The sequence below is a fragment of the Hydrogenophaga sp. genome, from assembly GCF_011772445.1.
Classification (GTDB): Bacteria; Pseudomonadota; Gammaproteobacteria; order Burkholderiales; family Burkholderiaceae_C; genus Hydrogenophaga.
Genome location: NZ_WVZN01000003.1, coordinates 37,277 through 55,245 on the forward strand (window position 1 = coordinate 37,277; position 17,969 = coordinate 55,245).

The following is a 17,969-nucleotide window of genomic DNA, read 5'->3' on the forward strand; positions in this document are numbered from 1 at the left end:
ACGGCGACAGCGTAGCGGGTTCAGCCCCGGGCGCGCAAATCGCGCCGCGCCGAGGCGGCGGCGTTCAGCCGCGCACCTCGCCCTCACCCAGCACCACGTACTTGAGCGAGGTGAGGCCTTCCACGCCCACCGGGCCGCGCGCGTGGAACTTGTCGGTGCTGATGCCGATTTCGGCGCCGAGGCCGAACTCGAAGCCATCGGCGAAGCGGGTGCTCGCGTTCACCATCACGCTGGCGGAGTCCACCTCGCGCAGAAAGCGCTGGGCGTGCACGTGGTCGGTGGTGATGATCGCGTCGGTGTGGTGGCTGCTGTAGCGGTTGATGTGGGCGATGGCTTCGTCCACGCCGTCCACCAGCCTGATGCTGATGATGGGTGCGAGGTACTCCTCGAACCAGTCCTGCTCGGTGGCGTCGACCAGCTTGGCGCCGCTCACGCCCGCCAGGATGGCCCGGCTCTCGGGGCAGGCGCGCATCTCCACGCCCTTGGCCGCGAAGACGGCGCCGATCTTCGGCAGGAAGTCCTTCGCCACGCCGCGCGCCACCAGCAGGCTCTCGGTGGCGTTGCAGGGGCTGTACTTCTGCGTCTTGGCGTTGTCGGTCACCTTCACCGCCAGCGCGATGTCGCAGGGCTCGTCCACGTAGGTGTGGCAGTTGCCGTCCAGGTGCTTGATGACGGGCACCTTGGCCTCGGCGCTGATGCGCTCGATGAGGCCCTTGCCGCCGCGCGGGATGATCACGTCCACGTACTGCGGCATGGCGATGAGCTGCCCCACGGCGGCGCGGTCGGTGGTGGGCACCAGTTGCACCGCGTCGCCCGGCAGGCCGGCATCCACCAGCGCGCGCTGCACCAGAACGGCCAGGGCGCGGTTGGAGTCGATGGCCTCGGAGCCGCCGCGCAGGATCGCCGCGTTGCCGCTCTTGATGGCGAGCGAAGCGGCCTCGATCGTCACGTTCGGGCGGCTCTCGTAGATCATGCCGAACACGCCGATGGGCACGCGCATCTGGCCCACGCGGATGCCGCTGGGCATCTGCCTCATGCCCATCACCTCGCCGATGATGTCGGGCATGGCGGCGAGCTGTTCGCAGCCCTGGGCCGCCGTCTCGATCACCTTGGGCGTGAGTTTGAGCCGGTCCACCAGGGGCTCGGCCAGTCCGTTGGCGCGGGCCCGCTCCAGGTCTTTTGCGTTCTCGAGCGCCAGTGGTTCGCCGGCCTCGCGCAGCAGGGCGGCCAGGCGGCGCAGCGCCTGCGCCTTGGCTGCGACGCTGGCCTTGGCCATGAGCCGCGACGCCGCCAGGGCCTGCTGGCCCAGGGTGTGCATGAGTTCGGTGGTGTTGCTGGCGTTCATGGGGCGGGATTTTCTCACCGGGGCCCGGCCCTTGCACCACGCGACTCAAATCCCCGCGGCGCGCCGCAGTTCACCAGGTGTGGCACCAAAGGCCCGCGCAAAGGCCGTGGTCATGTGGCTCTGGCTGGAAAAACCCGCCGCCTCGGCGATGTCGGCCAGCGGCAACGCGCTCGCCAGCACGAGCTCGTGGGCGTGTTGGAGCCGCGTGTCGAGGATGTACTGGTACGGCGTGCGCTCGAAGGTGTTCTTGAACAGGCGCACGAACTGCGTGCGGCTGAAGCCTGCCGCCTGGGCCAGCTCGCCAATGCTCAGGGCATGTCCCAAGCGGGCGCGCACCAGTTCCTGCACGCGCCGGCTCTGCGCCGCCGAGAGCTTGCCGCGCTCGCGACCCACGGCATAGCGGCGCGCGGCGCGCTGCTGCAGGTGCATGGCCACGCCGATGGAGAGCGACTCGGCGAACAGGGTGCCGCTGGGGCAGCCGTCAGCCACCTCGCGCACCATGGAGCGCAACACCGCCGCCAGGCCATCGTCGTGGAACTCGATTTCCGGACGCAGCGGCATGCGCGCGAGCTGCTCGGACAGCACGGCATCGTCGAACTGCCGCTGATCGAACTGCAGCATGATGCGGCGCACCCCGGCGCAGCGCCAGCGGGAGATGTCGGCGTGACCGCCGGGCGTGAAGAGGCCGATGGCGCCTGCGCCGAGTTCGCGGGCGATGCTGCGCGAGCCGTAGTGGAATTCGGCGTGCGCGCGCCCGCTGTCGATCATGGCCAGCAGCGTGTGGCCCGCCGTCTCGCATGAACCCGAGAGCTCGGGCACGGCCTCGACCCAGCCGATGGGCAGGCCGGCCCAGCGCGACACGGCCTGGGCGCTAAGCAGGTTGCGCTCTTCCAGCGGATTGACCGGCGCTTCGCGCGCCCACGATCGGACCATGGCCTTGTCTCCTGTGCGCGCCCGCCTCACGCGGGGCGGGTCGAACCCGGAGTCTGACAGGCCAGGGGCCGTCGTGTCATACAAGGCTGCTATAGCTGCTAGCGAGATTTCACTTTGGGAGTAACCCTGGGCCGATGGCGCGCCGCTGAAATCCTGGGCCGATGTTGAAAGACGCCCGCACGCGCCAGCGCTGCAATCCGTCTCCCCGACCACCAGAACCGAGGAGACAGCCTTGAAGAACCCCTTGAATCACCGGCCAAGCCGCCGCCTCGCGGCGATCGGCGCGGCCACGGCCTTGTTGGTGCTCGCCGCCTGCGGCGGCGGCGGCGATGGCGGAGGAGGCAGCGGCGGCACAGGCGCCCCAGCCCCGGCAACGCCAGAGGTGGACTTCGACGCCATCTCCCTCAACCCCACCACCACCTGTGACATGGCCGGCATCGGCGCGGCCACGCTCACGGCCGACGCGCCGCTCAGCATCGTCGAGGTCAGCACCGGCACCACCACCGGCGGCGGCGCACGTGACCGCGACTATTGCCTGGTCAAGGTGCGCGTGGATCAGGCCGTCAACATCTGGGTCAGCATGCCCACCACCCAATGGAACGGGCGACTGCGCGCCGAGGGCAACGGCGTGTATGCCGGCAACGTCAATGTCACCAGCGACTCGGTTCGCCAGGGCTTCGTGGGCGTGATGACCGACACCGGTCACGCCACCAGCCCCCTGTCGGGCGCCTTCGGCATGCTCTCGCCAGGCAACCCCAACGTGCCCCTGCAGGAAGACTTCGCGCACCGCTCCATGCACCTTGCGGCGGTGATCGGCAAGCAGCTCACCAAGGCTTACTACGAGCAGGACCCGGTGCGCTCGTACTGGTATGGCTGCTCCACCGGTGGGCGCCAGGGCCTCATGATGGCCCAGCGCTACCCCGAAGACTTCGACGCCATCCTCGCCGGCGCACCCGCCATCCACTGGGACCGCTTTCAGGCGTACCACATCTGGCCGCAGATCGCGATGCGCGAGGACGCGGGCGGGCCGGTCTCCCTGCCCAAGCAGGCGCTGGCCACCAACCGCGCCGTCGCCGTCTGCGACGCGGCCGATGGCGTCAGCGACGGCGTGATCGACGACCCGCGCACCTGCGACTACGACCCCACGAACGATCTCACCATCACCAACGCGGCCTGCGCGGACAACAGCTGCCTGACCCCGGGCGAAGCGAGCGCGATCAAGAAGATCTGGGGCGGCGCGCGCGGTGCGGGCGGCAACCTGCTCTGGCCCGGCCTGGAGCGCGGCGCCAGCCTGTCGGCGCTGGCCGGCGCCTTCCCCTTCCCGATCCCGGTCGAGCAGGCGCGCTATTGGGTGTACTTCGATCCGACCTGGGACTGGAACGTGCTGGACTACCTCAATTACGAGGCCTTCTTCAGCGACAACATCGCCCAGGTGGGCCCGCGCATGGCCACCGACAACCCGGACCTCTCGGCCTTCAAGGCACGCGGCGGCAAGCTCATCCTGTACCACGGCTGGTCGGACAACCTGATCATGCCGCGCGGCACGGTGAACTACTACGAGCGCGTGAAGGCGACCACCGCCAACGCGAGCGAGTTCTCGCGCCTGTACATGGTGGGCGGCATGGGCCACTGCAGTGGCGGCACGGGCGTGGACCAGTTCGGCCAGGGCAGCAGCGGCAACGTGCCCATGGAGCCGAAGACCGACGTCTTCCGGGCGCTGATGGCCTGGTCCGAGAAGGGCCAGGCACCCAACGAGATCGTCGCTTCGCGCATCGCGGGTGGTGTCGTCACGCGCACCCGTCCGCTGTGCCCCTACCCGCAGGTGGCGAAGTACAAGGGCTCGGGCAGCACCGACGAGGCCGCGAACTTCGTCTGCGCTGCCCCCTGAGCGATGAGCGCCAAGGGCTACCCCGCCACGCGCATCGCCATGGTGCTGCGCGACGCCGCCCGCCACGGCATCGAGCCGGCGGCCGAGCGGCACGGGGTGAGTCTGGCGTCCGTGTACGCGTGGCAGCGTCGCTTCGGGCCGCTCGCGCCCGAAGCGATCGAGCGCCTGAAGGCGCTGGAAGCCGAGAACCGGCGCCTGCACAACCGCGTGGCGGCGCTCGAACTCGAACAGGCGCGGCTGCGCCAGGCCCTGCGCCCGGGCCACGACGCCAACACCCTCAGTACGGACGGTCCCGGTCCAGCAGGCCCGCGTTGACGAAGTGCGCGCGCACGCGTGCGTCCTTGAACACGCCGCAGCGCTCCAGCACCTGCAGCGTGTTGGCGCAGCGGGCGCGCTGGTGCGCGGCGCGGCCGGTCTCGGCGCCCACCTTGCCCAGCACGCGCTCGCTCGCCGCGGCGTCCAGCCCAACGTGCGCCAGCAACTGCCGGTGAAAGGCCTCGTCCCAGGCGTGGAAGGCCCCGATGATCCCCGGCAGCAGGCCGCCGGCGACCGCCCGACCGGGCGCGTCCAGCCCGGCCCAGACCAGGGAGAACAGGTGCGCGAAGTACTTCGCGTGCACCCACTCGTCCTCCAGGTGCGCGAGCAGCAGGGCCTGGATGGCGGAGTGTGCCGAGCCGCGCATGACGTCGACGATGGCCTTGGTGATCATGGTCTCGCCCACGAAGCCGACCAGGAACCAGGCCAGGTCCTGCCGCTCGGCGGGCGCCGCGGCCACCAGGGCCTCGATGGCCGGGATCTTCAGCCCCGGCCCCTCGCGCGCCTCGAGGCGGAACACCTCGCGCACCGCGCGGCTGGCTTGTGCCGTGAACCAGGCGTGGTAGCCCTCGTCGGTGTAGAGCTTCAGGGCGTCCAGTGCCAGGGCCTCGGGTATGGCGGCGCCCAGGCGGCCTTCGGCGATGCGTTGGGCGGCGGTGTTGACGATGCGGTGCTCGGTGAGCGTCATGTCGTCCAGGAACTGCACCAGCCGCGCGGCGTAGAGCCAGTTTCGCTCGGCCATGCCCAGGCGGCGCAGCGCGGGGTGGGACATGAAGTCGTCGGCCGCGCCGAAGACGAACCACTGCACGCCGCTGAGTTCGCCCACGCTGCCGGAGAGGTCGAAATCGGTCAGCGAGGGCTTGGCGCGCACCGCCGCCGTGTCGATCCAGCCCTTGAAGGGCGATTCCTCTGCCTTGCGCATGCCGCCGCGCCTCCCCTTGCGTCGAAGGCGCCGATTGTGCGCCGCCCGACGCTAGCGCAGCACGAAGCAGTCGATCTCCACGCGGTCCGGGCGGCGCACGCCGGTGCCGACGCAGAGGCGCTCGTTGATCCAGCCCAGCGCGGCCGAGGACGTCTCGAACGCGGGCACGCAGCGGAAGTACACCAGCGCGGGGTCGACCGGTTCACCGCGCACCAGCTTGGCCGTGACCTCCGGCGCCGCCACGCGGATCGCCTGGTTGCTCACGTAGATGAGGTCGCCACCGTCGGTCTCCAGCACGTAGCGCGCGTCCAGGCGCGCGAGCGTGGGGGTGACGATGGCCTGGAAATCGGCGCCACCGGGCAGCACGCGCGCCGTCCAGCCATCACCCTGCACGGTGCCGCCGGTGATGGGGATGACCCGCCGGTTGCCGGCGGGCGTGGGGCCGATCTCGTGCACCGGGCCCACCTGCACGCGCAGTTGAGCGAAGAAGTCGAGTGCAGGGGCGGAGATGCGCTCAGTCATTGGCCTTGAACCCCGTGGCCTTGACCACCTGCGCCCAGCGCGCGGTCTCCGTGGCGATCGTCTTGTCGAAGGCAGCGCCGCTTTCGGTCGGCACGTCGAAGCCCTGGGCCTCGAGCTTGCCCTTGAGGCCGGGGTCGGCCTGCGCCTTCACCGCGGCCGCCATCAGGGCTTCGATCACCGCGGGCGGCGTGGCGGCGGGCGCCATCAGGCCGAACCACACCGTGGTGTTCAGGTCGCCATGCCCCAGCTCCGCGAGCGTGGGCACCTGCGGCAGGAAGCGCGAGCGCTGCGCCGAGGTGACGGCCAGCGCCTTGAGCTTGCCGGTCTGCAGGTGCGGCAGCGCCGCCTGCAGTTGCGTGAAGCCCAGCAGCACCTGGCCGCCGAGCAGGTCGGTGATCTGCGGCGCCGAGCCCTTGTAGGGGATGTGGACCATGGGCACCTTCAGGCGCTCGGCGAACTGGAAGCCCAGGAAGTGCGAGGGCGTGCCCGGGCTGAAGGAGGCGTAGGTGGCCTTGTCGGGGTTGGCCTTGAGCCAGGGGCCCAGCTCGCCCAGTTGCTGCACCGGCACCGAAGGGTGCACCACCAGCACCAGCGGGCTCTCGACGCCCTTGGCGATGGCCTTGAAATCCGACTGCTGCCAGCGCAGCGCCGGGTAGGCCGCGGGGTTGATGGTGAACATGGCCTGCGTGCTGATCCACAGTGTGTGGCCGTCGGGCGCGGCCTTGCGCACCTGTTCGGCGCTCAGGTTGCCGTTGGCGCCGGCGCGGTTTTCCACCACGAAGGTGCCCCCGGTCTGGCGCGCCAGCTGATCACCCAGCGTGCGCGCGTACACATCGACAGAGCCGCCGGGTGGCGTGCCCACCACCAGCGTGACGGGGCGAGACGGCCAGGTCTGCGCGGCCACTGGCATGGCGCCGCCCAGCGCGAGCAGCAGCATCAGTCCCTGGCCCAGGCGGCGGCGCGTGGCCCTGGTTGAATCGTTCATCGCTTGTCTCCTGTCCGTTGGGGTGAACCGCGCAATTTAGGCCGGTCAGAATGATTGACAAAGCAAATCGTTCTCGGGGAATCCCCTTGGCCGCCATGACGAACCCCCTGCTGCCTCACACGCTGCTCTCGCGCAGCCCCCTCCTCAACGCCGCTGGCACCTTCACGCCCGTGGGCGTGTCGCGGTCCTCGCCCGCCGTGGCCGAGGCCACGGCCTGGGCCTTGCAGCGCTACCTCGTGATCGACGAGCTGCAGGACCTGGCCTCGCGCGAACTCGCCGACTTCAGCGGCGCGGCTGCGGGCACGGTGGTGCACTGCGCGGCGGCGGGCATCACCCTGGGCGTGGCGGCGGCCATGGCGGGGTCGGACCCGGCGCGCATCGCGCAACTGCCCGACACCGACGGCCTGCGCCGCGTGGTGGTGGTGCCCGCGCCGCACCTGATCGACTACGGTCACCCGCTGGCCACCGACGTGCGCCTGGCCGGGGCCACGGTGCAGGCCTGCGGCCGGCCCGAGCGCTGCACGGGCGACGAGCTGCTGCCCGCCCTGGCCGCGCCCGAGGTGGCCTGCCTGCTGCTCGTGTCCTCGCGCCTCACGCGCGACCCGGCCTTCGACTTCCCCGCCGCGTGCGAAGCCGCGCGCGCGGCCGGCGTGCCCGTCCTCATCGACGGCGCGGCGCAGGACCTGCGCGTGCGCGAGCTCACCGCCCTGCAACCCGCCGCCGTGGTGTTGAGCGCGCAGAAGTACCTGGCCGCGCCGACGGCGGGCCTGGTGGTGGGCGAGTCGGGTTTCGTCGACGCCGTGCGCGCGCAGCAGAAGGGCATCGGCCGCGCGATGAAGGCCAGCAAGGAGGCCATCGTGGGCGTGCTGGCGGCCTTGGCCGAGCGGCGCGGGCTGGACCTGTCTTCCTGGGGTGCGCGACAGGCGCAGAAGGCACAACAGGCCGTGGAGGCCCTGCGCGGCCTGCGCGGTGTCGACACCACGCTGGTGCCCGACCCGCTGGGCGCGCCCTTCCCGCGCGTGCGGCTGCGCTTCGCGGACGGCGCGAACGAGGCGCGCCGCGTCGCGCAGGCGCTGCGGCAACAAGACCCGCCCGTGTGGGTGATGGAGCACGGCGTGCGCGAGGGCGTGCTGACCCTGGAGCTGGTGGCCCTGCGCGCGGACGAGGTGGACGCCGTGGTTGACGCGCTGCGCCGCTGCGTGGCCTGAACGCCGAGGGCGCTCAGCCCTTCACCGGCTCAAGTTTCTGCAGGAGCGTGGGCAGCAGCTCCGACACCGTGGGGTGGATCGGCATCGAGCGGATCAGCGCATCGACCGGTTGCTTCAGCGTCATCAAGTCCAGCAGCCCGTGCACCACCTCGTCGCAGCGGTAGCCCAGCAGGCTCGCGCCCAGCAGCAGGCGGCTCTCGGCGTCCACCACCACCTTCATGACCCCCTGCGTCTCACCGGCTTCGCGCGCGCGGCCCACGCGGGCCATGGGCAGACTCGCCGTCAGCAGGGGGCGACCACTCTCGCGCGCCTTGGCCTCGCTCAGGCCCACACGGCCCAGCGGGGGGTCGGTGTACAGGGCGTAAGCGTCGATGCGGTCGGAGAGTTGTCGCGGGTCGTGGTCGAACAGATTGGCCACCACCACCTCGTGGTCGTTCCAGGCGGTGTGCGTGAACGCGCCGCGGCCATTGCATTCGCCCACCGCCCACACGCCCTCGGCGCCGGTGCGGCACTGCTCGTCCACGCGGATGTAGCCGCGCTCGTCGGTGTCGATGCCGGCGGCCTTCAGGTCCAGCGCCTGCGTGTTGGGCTGGCGGCCCACGGCCAGCAGCACGTGGCTGCCCAGGATGCGCGGCGCCTGGCGCTGGCAACTGGCGCCCACCGCGATGCCGTTCTTGCGCTGGGCCAGCGCGATGCACTCGGCGCCGAGTTCGAAGCGCACGCCCTCCTTCTCCAGGATCGCCTGAATCAGTTGGCTGACGTCCTCGTCCTCGCGCGGCAGCAGGCGGTCGGACTTCTCCACCACCGTCACCTTCGCGCCGAAGCGGCACATCATCTGCGCGAACTCCAGGCCGATGTAGCTGCCGCCGATGATCACGAGGTGGCGGGGCAGCTCGTCGAGCCGCATCATCGAGTCGTTGTCCAGCGTGGACACCGCGTCGATGCCCTGCAACGGCGGCCGCGCGGCGCGCGCGCCCACGTTGAGGAAGATGCGCGGCGCGCTCAGTTCGCGATCGCCCACGCGCAGCCGGCCGGGCGCCACGAAGCGTGCCTCGCCGCGGATCACCTCGGCCTGGTCCAGCCCTTCCATCCACTGCTGCACGCCCTCGCGCGACTGCTGGACCACCGCGTCCTTGCGCGCCATCACGCGCGCGAAGTCCACGCGCAGCCGCGTGCTGCTGAAGCCGAACTCTTCGCCACGCCGCGCCAGGTGAATGGCGCGCGCGCTGGCCACCAGCGTCTTGGTGGGGATGCAGCCGTTGTTCACGCAGGTGCCGCCGAAGTCGGCGCGCTCGACGATGGCGGTGCGCAGGCCCTCGCGGCTGCAGCGCTCGGCGATGGCCGGGCCGGCCTGGCCGGCGCCGACGACGATCGCATCGAAGGTCTCGATGGGCATGGACGTCTCCTGGACAGTGGATCGAACCGGGGCCAGCGGCAATCGTCGCACCCGTACCGGCGAGACGGGGCGTGATTTAATGCCTTGACAATAATTGCCTAGGCATTTAAATTCCTCCCACCATGAAAAAAGACCCCCCGGTTTTCTACCGCCCGGACACCCTCAAGCCCGACGAGTCCATCGGCCGCCTCATGCGAGAAATCATGTCCGCCCTGGCCAGCCAGGTGGACCGCGAACTGGCCCCCCTGGGCCTGACCGAAGCGCAGTGGATGCCGCTGCTCAAGCTGCACCTGAACCTGGCGAGCACCTCCACCGAACTGGCGCGCGAGTGCCGCACCGACGCGGGCGCCACCACCCGCATGATCGACCGGCTGGAGGAAAAGGGCTTCATCCAGCGCGCGCGCTCCGCGCAGGACCGCCGCGTCGTCAACCTGGAGCTCACGCCCGAAGGCCGCAGCACCGCGCAGCACATTCCCGCCGTGCTGTGCAAGGTGCAGAACGAGCTGCTGCAGGATTTCTCGCAAGAGGAGTTCGACACGCTCAAGTCGCTGCTGCGCCGCATGCTGGGCAGCGCGAAAGCCCTGGCCGCCGCCAAGGAGCCGCGCGCATGAGCCGCTCATCCTCCCGCGGCCTGTGGCTGCTCGCGCCAGTGGCCGCCGCCCTGTTGGTCGCCGGCTGTGCCAGCACCGACGGCGTCGCCCCCTCCAACGCGCAGTTGCGCGACGCCGCCTCGCTCGGCCTGAGCGCATCGCAGGCCGCTGCCGAGGTCGCGCCCATCGAGCCGCAGTGGTGGCAGGCACTGGGCGATCCGCAGCTCGACCGCCTGGTGGAACAGGCCCTGCAAGGCAGCCCGAACCTGCGCGTGGCGCAGGCGCGCGTGGCCCGCGCCCTGGCCGCCGCCGACGGCGTGGACGCCGCGAGCGGCCCGCAGCTCAATGGCCAGTTCGACGCCACGCACCAGCGCTTCACGGCCAAGGGCATGGTGCCCGCGCCGCTGGCCGGCAGCATCCAGGACACCGCCACGCTGCAGCTCAACGGCTCCTGGGAGATCGACTTCTTCGGCCGCCACCGCGCCGCGCTCGACGCCGCCCTGGGCAGCGCCCAGGCCGCGCAGGCCGAGGCCGCCGCCGCCCGCACCCTGCTCGCCACCAACGTGGTGCGCGGCTACGTACAGCTCGCGCGGCTGCAGGACCAGCGCGAACTCGCCGAGCGCGCGCTCGCGCAGCGCCAGGGCATGCTCGACCTGGTGAACCAGCGCGTGTCCGCCGGCCTGGACGGCGTGCTCGAGCAGCGCCAGAGCGAAGGGGCCGTGCCCGAGGCGCGCCAGCAGATCGAGGCCATCAACGAGCAGATCGAACTCACGCGCCACGCCCTGGCCGCACTGATCGGCCAGCCCACGCAAGACCCGGCGCCCCAGCCGCCGCGCCTGGCCGGCCTGCGCCCGCTGCCCGAACCCCGGGCCCTGCCCACCGACCTGCTGGGTCGCCGCGCCGACATCGCCGCCGCGCGCTGGCGGGTGGAGGCCTCGCGCGGCGAGGTGGCGAATGCGCGCGCGCAGTTCTATCCCAACCTCAACCTGGTGGCCTACGTGGGCCTGTCCAGCATCGGTCTGGACGAGCTGCTCACCAGCGGCGCGAAGCAGTGGGGCATCGGCCCCGCCGTGCGCCTGCCCATCTTCGACGGCGGGCGCCTGCGCGCCAACCTGAGCGGCAGGAACGCCGACCTGGACGCCGCCATCGAGAGCTACAACGCCGCCGTGGTCGAGGCCGTGCACGAGGTGGCCGACCAGCTCGCCTCGGCGCGCTCCGTCGCGCTGCAGCGCGCCCAGCAACAACAGGCGCTGCAATCGGCCGAATCGGCCTATGCCATCGCCGAGCAACGCTACCGCGCCGGCCTGTCCAACCACCTGCAACTGCTGTCCGCCGAGACCGCCGTGCTGGCCCAGCGCCGGCTCGACGTGGACCTGCGCACGCGCGCCCTGCAGGCCCAGGTGAACCTGGCCCAGGCCCTGGGCGGCGGCTGGCGCGAGCCCACGGACGCCAGCCCCACCCCAGCCACCCACGCCGCGGTCCCCATGCGCTCCGCCGCCGAACGCCCCTGAACCCAAGCCCCCCCAACACCATGAGCACCACCGCCACCCCCGCGCCCAAGGGCGCCCCCCGCAAAAAAGCCCTGCTCGCCATCGCCACCGTGGTGGCCATCGGCGGCCTGGCCTTCGGCGCCTACGAATGGCTGGTCGCCAGCCACTACGAATCCACCGACAACGCCTACGTGCAGGGCGACGTGGTGCAGATCACGCCGCAGATCGGCGGCACGGTGCAGGCCATCCTGGCCGACGACACCGACTTCGTGAAGGCCGGCCAGCCGCTGGTGCGGCTCGACCCGGCGGACGCCACGCTCGCGCTCGAACAGGCCGAGGCCCAGCTCGCGCAAACCGTGCGCCAGGTGCGCAAGCTCTACGCGGACAACGGCACCTTCGACGCCCAGGTGGCCGCGCGCCAGGCCGACGTGGCCAAGGCCCGCAATGAGGTCGCGCGCGCCAGCGACGACCTGAACCGCCGCCAGTCGCTGGCCGGCAATGGCGCCGTGTCGAAGGAAGAACTGCAGCACGCCGAGGCCCAGCTCACCGCCGCGCGCAGCGTGCAGGCCGCCGCCGAGGCCGCGCTCGCCGCCTCGCGCGAGCAGCTCGCCAGCAACCGCGCCCTGACCGAGGGCACCTCCGTCGAGCAACACCCGCAAGTGCAGACCGCCGCCGCCAAGGTGCGCGAGGCCTGGCTCGCCACGCAGCGTCTCACCCTGCCCGCGCCGGTGGACGGCCACGTCGCCAAGCGCACCGTGCAGCTGGGCCAGCGCGTGGCCGCCGGCACGCCGCTGATGTCCGTGGTGCCGCTCAAGCAGGTGTGGGTGGATGCGAACTTCAAGGAAGGGCAGCTGCGCCACATCCGCCTGGGCCAGCCCGTCGAACTCACCGCCGACCTCTACGGCAAGGACGTGCGCTACACCGGCCAGGTGGCCGGCCTGGGCGTGGGCACGGGCTCCACCTTCGCGCTGCTGCCAGCGCAGAACGCCACCGGCAACTGGATCAAGGTGGTGCAGCGCGTACCCGTGCGCATCGCGCTCGACCCCGGCCAGCTCGACGAGCACCCGCTGCGCGTGGGCCTGTCGATGGAGGCGACCGTGAACGTGCGCCAGCAGGACGGCAAGTCCCTGGCCAGCGCGCCCACCGCCGCGCACGCCAGCACCAAGGCCTTCGAGCACACGGATGCCGAGGCCGATGAACGGGTGCAACGCATCATCCAGGCCAACCTCGGCGCCACCCGCGTCGCGCACCGCGCGCTCTGAGCATGGCCAGCCCCGACACCGACACCGACAGCGCCACCGCCGACGCCGGCGCCCCACCGAAGCCGGCCGCGCCCCCGGGCGCGCACCCGCCGCTGCAAGGCAGCGCACGCCTGTGGGGCACGCTCGCCATCTCGGCGGCCACGTTCATGAACGTGCTGGACACGTCCATCGCCAACGTGTCCCTGCCCGCCATCGCGGGCGACCTGGGCGTCAGCCCCAACCAGGGCACCTGGGTGATCACCAGCTTCGCCGTGGCCAACGCCATCGCGGTGCCGCTCACGGGCTGGCTCACGCAACGCATCGGGCAGGTGCGGCTGATGGTGGGCAGCGTGTTGCTGTTCGTGCTGGCCTCGCTGCTCTGCGGCCTGGCCACCAGCATGCCCATGCTGATCGCCTTCCGTGTGCTGCAGGGCTTCGTGGCCGGGCCCATGATTCCGCTGTCGCAAAGCCTGCTGCTGCAGAGCTACCCGCGCGAACAGGCCGGCCGCGCCATGGCCGCCTGGGCCATGACCACCCTGGTGGCGCCCGTGATGGGCCCGCTGATGGGCGGCTGGATCACCGACAACATCGACTGGCCGTGGATCTTCTACATCAACGTGCCGGTGGGCCTGCTCGCGGCCTTCTTCATCTGGCGCATCTACCACCCGCGCGAAAGCGTGGTGCGCAAGCTGCCCATCGACCGCATCGGCCTGGCCCTGCTGATCGTGTGGATCGCCGCCTTGCAGATGGTGCTGGACCTGGGCAAGGAGCACGACTGGTTCGCCTCGCCGCTGATCGTGGGTTTGGCCGTCACCGCCGTCGTCGGCTTCGCTTTCTTCCTGGCCTGGGAGCTCACCGACGAACACCCGGTGGTGGACCTCACGCTGTTCAAGGGCCGCAACTTCTGGGCCGGCACGGTCGGCACCTCCATCGCCTACGGCCTTTTCTTCGGCAACGTGGTGCTGCTGCCCCTGTGGCTGCAGCAGTTCATGGGCTACACCGCCACCGACGCCGGCATGGTGACCGCGCCCGTGGGTCTGCTGGCCATCGTGCTCTCGCCCTTCGTGGGCCGCACCGTCGGCAAGGTGGACCCGCGCCGCTACGTCACCTTCTCCTTCGGCGTGTTCGCGCTGGTGATGCTGATGCGCTCGCACTTCTCCACGCAGGCGGACTTCACCACCATCCTCATCCCCACCATCATCCAGGGGGTGGCGGTGGCCTTCTTCTTCATTCCGCTCAACACACTCACGCTCTCGGGCCTGCCGCCCGACCGCATCCCGGCGGCCGCGGGCCTGTCCAACTTCGTGCGCATCACCTTCGGCGCGGTGGGCACCTCGGTGGCCACCACGGTGTGGGAAAGCCGCGCCGCCCTGCACCACGCCCACCTGTCCGAGGCCATCAACAGCGGCAGTCCGGCCGCGCAAGCCGCGCTGGCCGGCCTGGCGGGCAACGGCATGGGAACCACGCAGTCGCTCGCCGCCATCGACCGGCTGCTGCAACAACAGGCCTTCACCCTGGCCGCCAACGACATCTTCTGGCTGTCGTCCATGCTGTTCCTGGCGCTGATCCCGCTGGTGTGGCTGACGCGCGTGCCCAAGCGGGACGCGGCCTCGCAGGCGGCCGCGGCGGAGGCGGCGGCGGGGGCGCACTGATCAGGCAGACGGGTCGGGCAGGATGTGCCCGGTGTCGCGCAAGGCCTTCACCCAGCGGCGGATGGTCGCCATCAGTCTGCGCCGCTGATCCCCATCCAGAGGCATCGAGTCCACCAGCGCCAGAGCGTCGGCCGCTCTTACGTGGCCGTGCTCCAGCAACGCCATGCAGAACTCGCGGTCCTTCTCTCTCGAGGCTGCGGCCTTGGACAGGAAGAGATCAACCACCGCCAGACAGTAACCCACCCGATGGTTGGTGCCAGCGCTTTGCACGCGATGCACCCGATCCATCCAGCCGGCAGGCAGGACGGCTGTCTCCGGACCCACGCCTTGCGCGTAGTAGCCGTTCATTTCATGGAACCGCGAGCCTTCGCCCAGCGCGCCTTCAATCCGTTCGGCAAGTTCGGGCGCATTCAGCGGATAGATGTCCGCCTCTGCCGACATGGTGAAGACCGCTTCCGGGTGAGGGATCGGACCCAGGATCGACTGGCTGCCGACGATGATGAACTCGTACTGGTCCGTCACGTCTCCACTGGCGCGGATGATGTGTTCGAGCTCGTCACGGGTCATGGCGCCTGCTCTCCGGTGTCACCCAGAACGACGCCCTTCCTGAGAGCGCTCACCTGGTCGAGGATGCCTTGGCGGACGTCGTCCGGCAGCACCGTGACCAAAGGCGAGGCCTGGCGAAGTTCCTGCGCCCGCCGGGTTCGGCCGAGCACCTTGCGCCACTTGCCGTGGGCCAGGATGTCGTCCCACTCTCGCCACAGACTGGTGGAGCGCGATTGCCCCGCATTCAGCCAGCGCGCCAATGTGTCCCGTGCCCGTCGCAGCAAGGCCTCATCCGTGCGAACGAGCCGCACGGCTTCCTCATGCAACGCCAAGCTTTGAAGGTCCTGAACGCGGTGGCGGGACTCGTCGGCTGATACCAACAGCTGCACGACAGGCCGCCCCCGGCGAGACCGTGCCGCGGCGGACCCCGCGGGCACGGGTTGCAAGGTGTAGCCGGCCAGCAGCGCCAGTTCACCGCTCACACCCAATACGGACATGACCCGCAGATAGGTCCCGATCGACGGCCCAGGGTCGCCGGCCTCGACGGCGGCAAGCGTCGTCCGGGACATGTCGGCGCGCCGCGCCATCTCCACCGTGCCCAGGCCTTGCGCCTTGCGCAGGCGCTTGAGCCTGTCGCCGAGTTGCAGAAGCAACTGACGCTCCAGGACGGGGGCGGAATCTGGCAAGCTCATTTGTCCATAATTCTAGACAATTGTTGCACTTTTGACCAGAAATTCAGACACATCGAAAAAATGAAATCGGGCCCACCGCTCATTCATCCAACTGGAACCCGAACACCCGGCTCACTTCGCGCCAGCCCGCCAGTTCCTCGCCGATGCGGCGCGCCAGGCGCGGGCCGTCGGTGCCCGCCGGCTCCAACGCCAGCTTCTGCAGCGACTCGAGCACCGCCGGCGTCTTGAGCGCGTCGCGAACTCCGGCCGCCATGCGCTGCACCAGCGGGGCTGGCGTGTCGGGCCGCGCGAACATCCCCATCCATTCCGAGCCCACCACCGTGGGATGCCCCTGTTCCACGAAGGTGGGCACCTGCGGAAGGAAACCGCTGCGTTGGCGCGCGGTGACGCCCAGCACCCGCAGCTTGCCCGAGGGCAGGTGCGGCAGCGTCTCCGTCAGCGGGTTCACCACCGCCGGGATCTGCCCGCCCAGCAGGTCGTTGATGGCCGGCGCCGACCCCCGGTAGGGCACGTACTGCGGCGAGAACCCACCCGACTTGCCGATCAGGAACGCCAGGAAATGCGTGATGTTGCCGGCGGCGGGCGTGCCGATGACACCGTGGGTGGCCGCGCCCGACTTCACCCAGGCGATGTAGGACGGCACGTCCACCACCGAGGCCGGCGCGCCCGGGCCCACCGCCAGAGCCAGCGGCACGTCGGCGATCTGCGCCACCGGCAACAGGTCGCGCTGCGGGTCGTAGTTCAGTTTCTTGTACACGTGCGGGTAGATCACCAGCATCGAACCGGGCGTGATGAGCCACTGCTCGCCGTCGGCCGGGGCGCGTCGCAACGCGTCGATGGCGATGCGCCCGCCCGCGCCCGGCCGGTTGTCCACGATCACCGTGTCCGCCACCACCGCGCGCAGCGAGTCGGCCAGGCGGCGGGCCACCGCGTCGATGGAGCCACCGGCCGGAAAGCCCACCACCAGCTTCGCCACGCCCGGCAACTTCGGTTGCGCCAGGGTGGGCCAGGTGGCCACCAGCCCTGCGCCGGCCGCACCAAGCAACAGGGTGCGTCGTCCCAACAAGTCCATGTTCGTCTCCTCGTTCGTTGTCAGAAGCTGTGCCGCAGGCCCAGCATCACGCCGGTCTGCCCGCGCCCCGCCGCTGGCGCCACCGACGCGGCTTCACCCGCCGTCACCGAGTACGCGGCGGTGCCGCCGTTGCTCACGCGCCCCAGCAGGGCATAGGCCGACGTTCGACGGCTGAAGGCGTAATTGCCGCGCACCACCAGGGCACGCGCATTGGCGTCGGGGCGCTCGTCGCGCAGAGCGATCACTTGCGCATCCACGCTGAAGGCGCCCGCCACGGGCGTGCTCAGGCCCAGGTAGTACAGGTCGGTGGACAGCGGCGCGGGGCTCACCTTCAACTCACGCCGCACCAGGCCCGCGCCCAGCTTCAGCGTGCCGAAGCGGAGGTAGCCGTTGAGGTGCGTGCGCGCGTCGGTATTGCCGGCCGCGGGCAGGGTCCCGGCCGGTTGACCGAAGAAGCCGCCGGTGGCGCCCCCTTCCAGCTTGTCGTGCGCCAGCGCCACGCCCCAGGTGGGCGCGTCGTACTTCGCCAGCAAGGACCAGGCGCGGCACTCGCCCGCGGCGTTCTCGCCGCCGCAGTTGGCGGGCGGCGCGCCGTCGCGGCCCAGCGAGTAGGTGGCCCCCAGCGTGACGCCTTGGAACGTGCCCCGGTAAGACACCGAGTTGTCCGTGCGCGCATTGGGCAGGTAGGGGTCGAAGGCCGCGAGGCCGAAGACGGAGGGCCCGATCACGTCCGCGTCCAGCATCGAGAAGAACGTCATCGTCCAGTGCCGGCCCAGCGTGAGCGTGCCCCAGCCGCCCGACAGGCCGACGAAGGCCTGACGGCCGAAGCCGCGACCGCCCTGCAACAGGTTGCCGGTGTCCACACCGAAGCCCGACTCCAGCGTGAACACCGCGCGCTGGCCACCGCCCAGGTCCTCGTTGCCCCTCAGGCCCCAGCGCGAGGGCAGTTGCCCGCCGCTGAGCCCGGGCATGCGCGTGACCGAGCGCCCGGCGGCGCCCACGTTGTTCACGCGCTCCACACCGGCATCGACGATGCCGTAGAGCTGCACGCCCGGCGGTGCGGGTGCCTGCGCCTGCGCGCTGCTCGCGGCCAGGGCCATCGCGGCCGCCGCGCTGCTTGTCCATCTCATGTCTTGTCTCCTCGTGGGTGGTTGTTCGGGGGAATGGCCGCG

At 70.8% G+C, this 17,969-nt stretch carries 17 protein-coding genes; 7 read left to right on the plus strand and 10 right to left on the minus strand.

The window, feature by feature from the left end; all coding sequences use genetic code 11:
• Window positions 1-64 precede the first annotated feature (64 nt).
• Together GTO19_RS00535 and GTO19_RS00540 are read right to left on the minus strand one after the other, a co-directional pair.
• Entirely contained in the window at window positions 65-1,345 is a 1,281-nt protein-coding gene (locus tag GTO19_RS00535) for a glutamate-5-semialdehyde dehydrogenase (protein ID WP_291016563.1), read from the minus strand.
• 45 nt (window positions 1,346-1,390) lie between these two features.
• Window positions 1,391-2,278 carry an AraC family transcriptional regulator gene (locus GTO19_RS00540; protein WP_291016565.1) on the minus strand — a complete coding sequence of 296 codons (888 nt, stop codon included), beginning with the start codon at window positions 2,276-2,278 and terminating at the stop codon, window positions 1,391-1,393.
• 232 nt (window positions 2,279-2,510) lie between these two features.
• On the opposite strand from GTO19_RS00540, the gene GTO19_RS00545 reads away from it, so the two are divergent.
• Together GTO19_RS00545 and GTO19_RS00550 are read left to right on the plus strand one after the other, a co-directional pair.
• Complete coding sequence (locus GTO19_RS00545; RefSeq protein WP_291016567.1) at window positions 2,511-4,166, plus strand: tannase/feruloyl esterase family alpha/beta hydrolase; 1,656 nt, start codon at window positions 2,511-2,513, stop codon at window positions 4,164-4,166.
• Window positions 4,167-4,169: 3 nt separating this feature from the next.
• Window positions 4,170-4,481: a transposase gene (locus GTO19_RS00550; protein WP_291016569.1), complete on the plus strand. Its 312-nt coding sequence runs from the start codon at window positions 4,170-4,172 to the stop codon at window positions 4,479-4,481.
• Here GTO19_RS00550 and GTO19_RS00555 read toward each other — a convergent pair.
• From GTO19_RS00555 to GTO19_RS00565, 3 genes are read right to left on the minus strand one after another with little or no spacing between them, the layout of a single operon-like run.
• Window positions 4,444-5,403: a diiron oxygenase gene (locus GTO19_RS00555; protein WP_291016571.1), complete on the minus strand. Its 960-nt coding sequence runs from the start codon at window positions 5,401-5,403 to the stop codon at window positions 4,444-4,446. The two genes, GTO19_RS00550 and GTO19_RS00555, sit on opposite strands and share 38 nt — an antisense overlap.
• A gap of 51 nt (window positions 5,404-5,454) precedes the next feature.
• Entirely contained in the window at window positions 5,455-5,925 is a 471-nt protein-coding gene (locus tag GTO19_RS00560; protein WP_291016573.1) for a DUF3237 domain-containing protein, read from the minus strand.
• Window positions 5,918-6,910 carry a tripartite tricarboxylate transporter substrate binding protein gene (locus GTO19_RS00565; RefSeq protein WP_291016576.1) on the minus strand — a complete coding sequence of 331 codons (993 nt, stop codon included), beginning with the start codon at window positions 6,908-6,910 and terminating at the stop codon, window positions 5,918-5,920. The genes GTO19_RS00560 and GTO19_RS00565 overlap by 8 nt, the downstream gene beginning before the upstream one ends.
• Before the next feature lie 95 nt (window positions 6,911-7,005).
• On the opposite strand from GTO19_RS00565, the gene GTO19_RS00570 reads away from it, so the two are divergent.
• The gene (locus GTO19_RS00570) at window positions 7,006-8,118 is read left to right on the plus strand and encodes a hypothetical protein (RefSeq protein ID WP_291016578.1); all 1,113 of its coding nucleotides are present in this window, start codon (window positions 7,006-7,008) and stop codon (window positions 8,116-8,118) included.
• Between the two features lie 13 nt (window positions 8,119-8,131).
• On the opposite strand, the gene GTO19_RS00575 is transcribed toward GTO19_RS00570, so the two are convergent.
• Complete coding sequence (locus GTO19_RS00575) at window positions 8,132-9,514, minus strand: FAD-containing oxidoreductase (RefSeq protein WP_291016581.1); 1,383 nt, start codon at window positions 9,512-9,514, stop codon at window positions 8,132-8,134.
• A gap of 122 nt (window positions 9,515-9,636) precedes the next feature.
• Here GTO19_RS00575 and GTO19_RS00580 point away from each other — a divergent pair, with 122 nt between their 5' ends.
• The 4 genes from GTO19_RS00580 to GTO19_RS00595 are packed head-to-tail and all read left to right on the plus strand — an operon-like array spanning window position 9,637 to window position 14,487.
• A complete protein-coding gene (locus tag GTO19_RS00580) occupies window positions 9,637-10,125 on the plus strand; it encodes a MarR family transcriptional regulator (RefSeq protein WP_291016583.1) in 489 nt (162 codons plus the stop codon).
• Window positions 10,122-11,615, plus strand: a complete 1,494-nt coding sequence (locus GTO19_RS00585) for an efflux transporter outer membrane subunit (protein ID WP_291016586.1) — start codon at window positions 10,122-10,124, stop codon at window positions 11,613-11,615. The genes GTO19_RS00580 and GTO19_RS00585 overlap by 4 nt, the downstream gene beginning before the upstream one ends.
• A gap of 20 nt (window positions 11,616-11,635) precedes the next feature.
• The gene (locus GTO19_RS00590; RefSeq protein ID WP_291016588.1) at window positions 11,636-12,856 is read left to right on the plus strand and encodes an efflux RND transporter periplasmic adaptor subunit; all 1,221 of its coding nucleotides are present in this window, start codon (window positions 11,636-11,638) and stop codon (window positions 12,854-12,856) included.
• A 2-nt stretch (window positions 12,857-12,858) separates the two neighbouring features.
• Window positions 12,859-14,487: a DHA2 family efflux MFS transporter permease subunit gene (locus GTO19_RS00595; RefSeq protein ID WP_291016590.1), complete on the plus strand. Its 1,629-nt coding sequence runs from the start codon at window positions 12,859-12,861 to the stop codon at window positions 14,485-14,487.
• On the opposite strand, the gene GTO19_RS00600 is transcribed toward GTO19_RS00595, so the two are convergent.
• The 4 genes from GTO19_RS00600 to GTO19_RS00615 form a co-directional block, all read right to left on the minus strand.
• On the minus strand, window positions 14,488-15,054 hold the full coding sequence (locus GTO19_RS00600; RefSeq protein WP_291016593.1) for a DUF6036 family nucleotidyltransferase: 567 nt from the start codon (window positions 15,052-15,054) through the stop codon (window positions 14,488-14,490).
• On the minus strand, window positions 15,051-15,725 hold the full coding sequence (locus GTO19_RS00605) for a helix-turn-helix transcriptional regulator (protein WP_291016595.1): 675 nt from the start codon (window positions 15,723-15,725) through the stop codon (window positions 15,051-15,053). The genes GTO19_RS00600 and GTO19_RS00605 overlap by 4 nt, the downstream gene beginning before the upstream one ends.
• 79 nt (window positions 15,726-15,804) lie before the next feature.
• Entirely contained in the window at window positions 15,805-16,797 is a 993-nt protein-coding gene (locus GTO19_RS00610) for a tripartite tricarboxylate transporter substrate-binding protein (protein WP_291016597.1), read from the minus strand.
• A gap of 20 nt (window positions 16,798-16,817) precedes the next feature.
• Complete coding sequence (locus tag GTO19_RS00615) at window positions 16,818-17,927, minus strand: porin (RefSeq protein WP_291016598.1); 1,110 nt, start codon at window positions 17,925-17,927, stop codon at window positions 16,818-16,820.
• Window positions 17,928-17,969 lie beyond the last annotated feature (42 nt).